This is a genomic window from Gilliamella sp. Fer4-1 (genome assembly GCF_001690515.1).
GTDB classification, from domain to species: domain Bacteria; phylum Pseudomonadota; class Gammaproteobacteria; order Enterobacterales; family Orbaceae; genus Gilliamella; species Gilliamella apicola_C.
Map to the genome: position 1 here is coordinate 1 of NZ_LZGZ01000124.1, position 4815 is coordinate 4815.

General features: G+C 34.9%; 5 protein-coding genes. 3 read left to right on the top strand and 2 right to left on the bottom strand.

Annotated features, from left to right (window positions below; translation table 11 throughout):
* The coding region (locus tag A9G30_RS04325) for a sulfite exporter TauE/SafE family protein (RefSeq protein WP_065588169.1) at positions 1-606 on the top strand (606 nt) is incomplete at its 5' end.
* Positions 607-677: 71 nt separating this feature from the next.
* On the opposite strand, the gene mltB is transcribed toward A9G30_RS04325, so the two are convergent.
* Entirely contained in the window at positions 678-1751 is a 1074-nt protein-coding gene (mltB, locus tag A9G30_RS04330; RefSeq protein WP_065588170.1) for a lytic murein transglycosylase B, read from the bottom strand.
* Positions 1752-1808: 57 nt separating this feature from the next.
* Complete coding sequence (locus A9G30_RS04335; RefSeq protein WP_065566787.1) at positions 1809-2798, bottom strand: 2-hydroxyacid dehydrogenase; 990 nt, start codon at positions 2796-2798, stop codon at positions 1809-1811.
* Between the two features lie 219 nt (positions 2799-3017).
* Here A9G30_RS04335 and A9G30_RS04340 point away from each other — a divergent pair, with 219 nt between their 5' ends.
* Positions 3018-4268, top strand: coding sequence for an AmpG family muropeptide MFS transporter (locus tag A9G30_RS04340; protein WP_065588171.1), 1251 nt, complete (start codon positions 3018-3020; stop codon positions 4266-4268).
* A 9-nt stretch (positions 4269-4277) separates the two neighbouring features.
* The coding region (locus tag A9G30_RS04345) for an NAD(P)H-dependent oxidoreductase (protein WP_065588172.1) at positions 4278-4815 on the top strand (538 nt) is incomplete at its 3' end.

Consider the following 4815-nt stretch of genomic DNA (forward strand, 5'->3'; position numbering starts at 1 on the left):
AGCTATATTTATAATAAAAACAATAATATTCAATGGAATATCCTTAGAAAAATGGTTTTAGGTTGTATCATAGGCACTTTAGGTGGTTCGTATATGACGCCTTATATTCCAGGGGGTTGGTTAAAATGGATATTTATCATTTTTCTTATTTATGTTAGTGGTCAATTTACTTTACAAGCGAGTAAAGTTTCACAAAATCATACTAGTAAAAATATTTCTATTAATAACAGCATTTTTATATTTGCAGGAACCTTAATTGGCATTTTTGCTGCACTTATCGGCGTGGGTGGTGGTGTTTTAGTTGTACCATTTTTACAAAAATGTGGTATAGATATGCGAAAAGCAATTGGAACATCGGCTGCTTTCACTTTACCCGTTGCTATCGGTGGTACAGTTGGCTACATCATTGCGGGTTGGCATACCCCACAATTACCCCAATATTGCTTGGGCTTTATTTATTTACCTGCGGCATTAACTATTATGCTGGCGAGCATTCCTATGGCAAAAGTGGGGGTACAAATTGCACAAAAATTATCAATAAAAAAGCTGATCAAGTTTTTTGGTGTATTTTTATTATTACTTGCAATAAAACTGATTATTTCTTAAATATTATTGGCAGATATAAAAAAGGTCGCATAACAACGACCTAATAAAATTTGATATTAAATATTCGATAGTTATCTTGCTTCTTTAACTGCAAGTCCCAATTGCCAAACTGCCATGGCATAATGCATGCTATGGTTATAGCGGGTTATGGTATAAAAATTCGGTAAGCCATACCAAAATTGGTAACGATCTCCCATATCAAGGCGCAATAGACTCACCTGAGTATGACCATCTAGTGAGCCTTGTGGTTTCAAGCCAGCTTTTGCAAGCGTTTCAATTGAGTATTTAGTGCTAAAACCTGAGTTAAGTGATGGAGCCTGACCATCAGCCATTACCGCCACTTTCTTACCTCGTTGCCAACCATATGACTTAAAGTAGTTTGCAACACTACCGATAGCATCAACTGGATCCCACAAATCAATATGACCATCATGGTTAAAGTCAACGGCATGACGTCTAAACGCTGACGGCATAAATTGACCATATCCCATTGCGCCAGCAAATGATCCACTTAAATCAAACGGATCAACGCTTTCATCACGGCACATCACCAAAAAGTCTTCTAATTCGTTAGAAAAATATTGTGCACGCCTTGGATAGTAAAAGGCAAGCGTTGATAGCGCATCAATAATTTTCGTTTTACCCATTACTCTACCCCAACCTGTTTCGACACCGATAATGCCAACAATAATTTCAGGTGGAACACCATATTCGGTATAAGCACGCTTTAACTCTTTTTCGTATTGGTTCCAAAATTCAACACCACGAGGGAGGTTGCTTGCCGTAATAAATTTATTTTTATAACGAATCCAAGCACCATTTGGTCCTGTTGCAGGCCCTGATTTTGGTGCTTGTTTATCCATTAAATTAATTACCCAATCAAGTTTATTGGTCTGAGCAAGCACATTGCGAAGCTGTTGACGGTTAAAACCATGCTTGCTCACCATTCTATCGATAAATTTTTCTTTATCTATTTCTAATGACGGACTTGCGGTTTTAGATGGATTGTGATCTTTTTCGAGATAAACACCGCCTTTGACATTTGCATGCCCACGGTGTTCTTTCATTGGCGATGTTGAAGATCTATTACTGCTACAAGCTACAAGCAATAAAATTAAATTAAGACAAACGATAATACGGCGCATAAAAAAATCCATATCTTAAGTAATTAAAAAATCGACAACATCATAAGGGATTTCTTATTATTTAACAATATTTGAGCATGATTTACCTTCCGCAACTTGCTTAATATTGCTCAAAGTGGTGTCAGAAATATTCAACAATGCTTCTTGCGTCAAAAAGGCTTGATGACCTGTAAAAATAACATTATGGCAAGAAGACAAACGACGGAATACATCATCTAAAATGACATCATTTGATTTGTCTTCAAAAAATAGATCACGTTCATTTTCATAAACATCCATGCCCAAAGCACCAATTTTGGTTTGTTTTAATGCTTCAATAGCAGCTGTTGCATCAAGTAATGCTCCACGGCTGGTATTGATAATCATCACGCCATTTTTCATCTTTTGGAATGAATCTTTATTTAATAAATGATAATTTTCTGGTGTCATTGGACAATGTAATGTGATCACATCTGACTTGGCATATAGCTCATCTAATTCAACATATTGCGCCCCTAGTTCAACCACAATATCATTAGGATAAGGATCATAAGCAAGAATATGCATACCAAAACCTTTCAATATACGAATAACCGCTTGACCAATTTTGCCGGTACCAATCACGCCAGCAGTACGATTGTGCATATTAAAGCCAGTTAATCCATCTAACGAAAAGTTAGCATCACGAGTGCGTTGATAGGCTTTATGCGTTCTTCTATTTAGCGTCATCATTAAAGCCACTGCATGCTCTGCAACGGCTTCTGGCGAATAAGCAGGCACTCGCACTACAGTAATTCCCAATTTTTCAGCTTCTGCTAAATCAACATTATCAAAACCAGCACAACGAAGTGCTAAAATTTTAATGCCATAACTGGCTAATTTTTGTAGTACTTTTTTATCGACTTCGTCATTAACAAATGCACAAACAGCATCATACCCTTGAGCTGTAACAGCCGTTTTATGACTGAGTTTATGTTCATAATATTCAATATCAAAACCAAACTTTTTGTTTGCCATTTCTAAGTGTTCTTTATCGTAATGCTTGCTACTAAAGACAGCGACTTTAATTGAACTTTTCATATTACTAAACCCCTCTTAATGGTAATTAGTTATTTTTTACTGGTTGTTGGCGTTAATCTTTATACTAAAATATATAAATTCAGTATCACTCTTGGTATCTTGAAAAAATGACTTTAGGTAATGGTTTATCTTGGTTTATAGCATTATTTTTTAATGTTATGTGCTATGATAACACTTTGTAAAAAAACTAACCAATAAAGTTAAATAATGAATAAAGTATTAGCTCATGCTTTTTTTAATAAAAAAATGTTGTTGTGCATCTATACAGGTTTTTGTTCTGGACTTCCTTTTTTCTTTATTGTCCAATTAATCCCCGCTTGGCTAAAAATTGGCGGTGTAGACATAAAAACAATTGGCGCATTTGCATTAACTCAAATTCCTTACTTATGTAAATTTCTCTGGTCACCATTATTAGATAAGTTATCACCTTTCTCACTAGGATGTCGTAAAGGTTGGTTATTTTTAACTCAGATCGGGCTCTTAATTATCATACCTATGTATGGTTTTTTAACTCCCCAAAATAACATCGAAATAGTTGTTATTTTAAGCTTATTAACTGCTTTTATTTCTGCAACTCAAGATATCGCAATTGATGCCTATAGAAGAGAAATTTTGAGCGATAGCGAACTTGGCAGCGGAAATAGTATACACATAAATATTTATCGAATATCAGGATTCATTCCTGGAGGATTATCGCTTTTTCTTGCTGATTATCTATCATGGATGGAAGTATTCGCATTCACTGCCGCATTTATTGTGCCAATGCTACTCATTACAATAAGCTTAAAAGAGCCGTCACATATCAGTGTAATTCATCCAGATAAATCTATTTTCAAACAATCAATAAATGAATTCATTCATCGGCAATCATTTAGTAACACTTTATTTATTATTGCTTTTATTTCATTTTATAAGCTTGGTGATAGCCTTGCTACATCTTTGGCAACACCTTTTTATTTAGATATGAATTTTGAAATGAAACATATAGGAACTGTAGCTAAAAATGCGATGGTCTGGCCAAGTTTATTTGGAGCTCTTTTGGGTGGTTTTATTATTTCAAAATATGGCATCAACCGTTCATTGTGGATATCAGGTTTTGTACAAATGTTTTCTATTTTAGGTTTTGCTTTTTTATCTTATGAAGGACCTTTTTTAACAATTAATTACACTCAACTTATCATATTGGCGACTATAATTAGCTTTGAATCTATTGGTGTTGGAATGGGCGCAGCAGCATTAGTCACTTTTATATCGCAAAAAACTAGCCCATTATTTACCGCAACACAATTTGCGCTATTAACTAGTTTTTCAGCTATACCAAGAACACTAATAAATTCAATGTCAGGTGTTTTAACTTCACATTTAGGATGGACAAACTTTTTTGGTTTATGTTTTATTCTCGCCATCCCAGGTATGTTATTATTATTAAAAGTTGCCCCATGGAATACCAAATCGTAAGGAGAAAATATGGATAAGCTAACCCAAGCATTTGATTTTAGACATGCATGTAAAAAATTTGATCAAACAAAAAAAATCAATAATGATGATATTGAATATATATTAGAAGCTGGCCGACAATCTCCCTCATCATTTGGTATGGAGCCTTGGCATTTTGTGGTCATTGACAGTGATAAAATAAAGGCACAATTGCGATCGGTTTGCTACAATCAAGAGCAAGTGACAAGCTGTTCACATTTTGTGATCATACTTTATCGCAAAGCCAATAACTTCACTTCGCAAAGTGATTACTTACGCCGAGCTATTGCTCGTACTTTACCTAATCCCAATGATCAAACAGCAATCGACATTGCTTGTCAAGCATTTATTAATTTTTGCGAGCAAGGACTTGCTGATGGTTTAACCATTAATCACTGGTCAGAAATGCAAGATTATATCGCTAGCGCCAATATGATGACAGCAGCTGCATTTCGAGGCATTGACTCATGTGCAATAGGTGGATTTGATCACGATAAAGTAATACAAATTTTAGAAAAATATATACCGC

What these genes read in the sequence shown, in the direction of transcription:
- A9G30_RS04340 (WP_065588171.1), top strand. Translation starts at nt 3,018, where the DNA reads ATGAATAAAGTATTAGCTCATGCTTTTTTTAATAAAAAAATGTTGTTG.
- mltB (WP_065588170.1), bottom strand. Translation starts at nt 1,751, where the DNA reads ATGCGCCGTATTATCGTTTGTCTTAATTTAATTTTATTGCTTGTAGCT.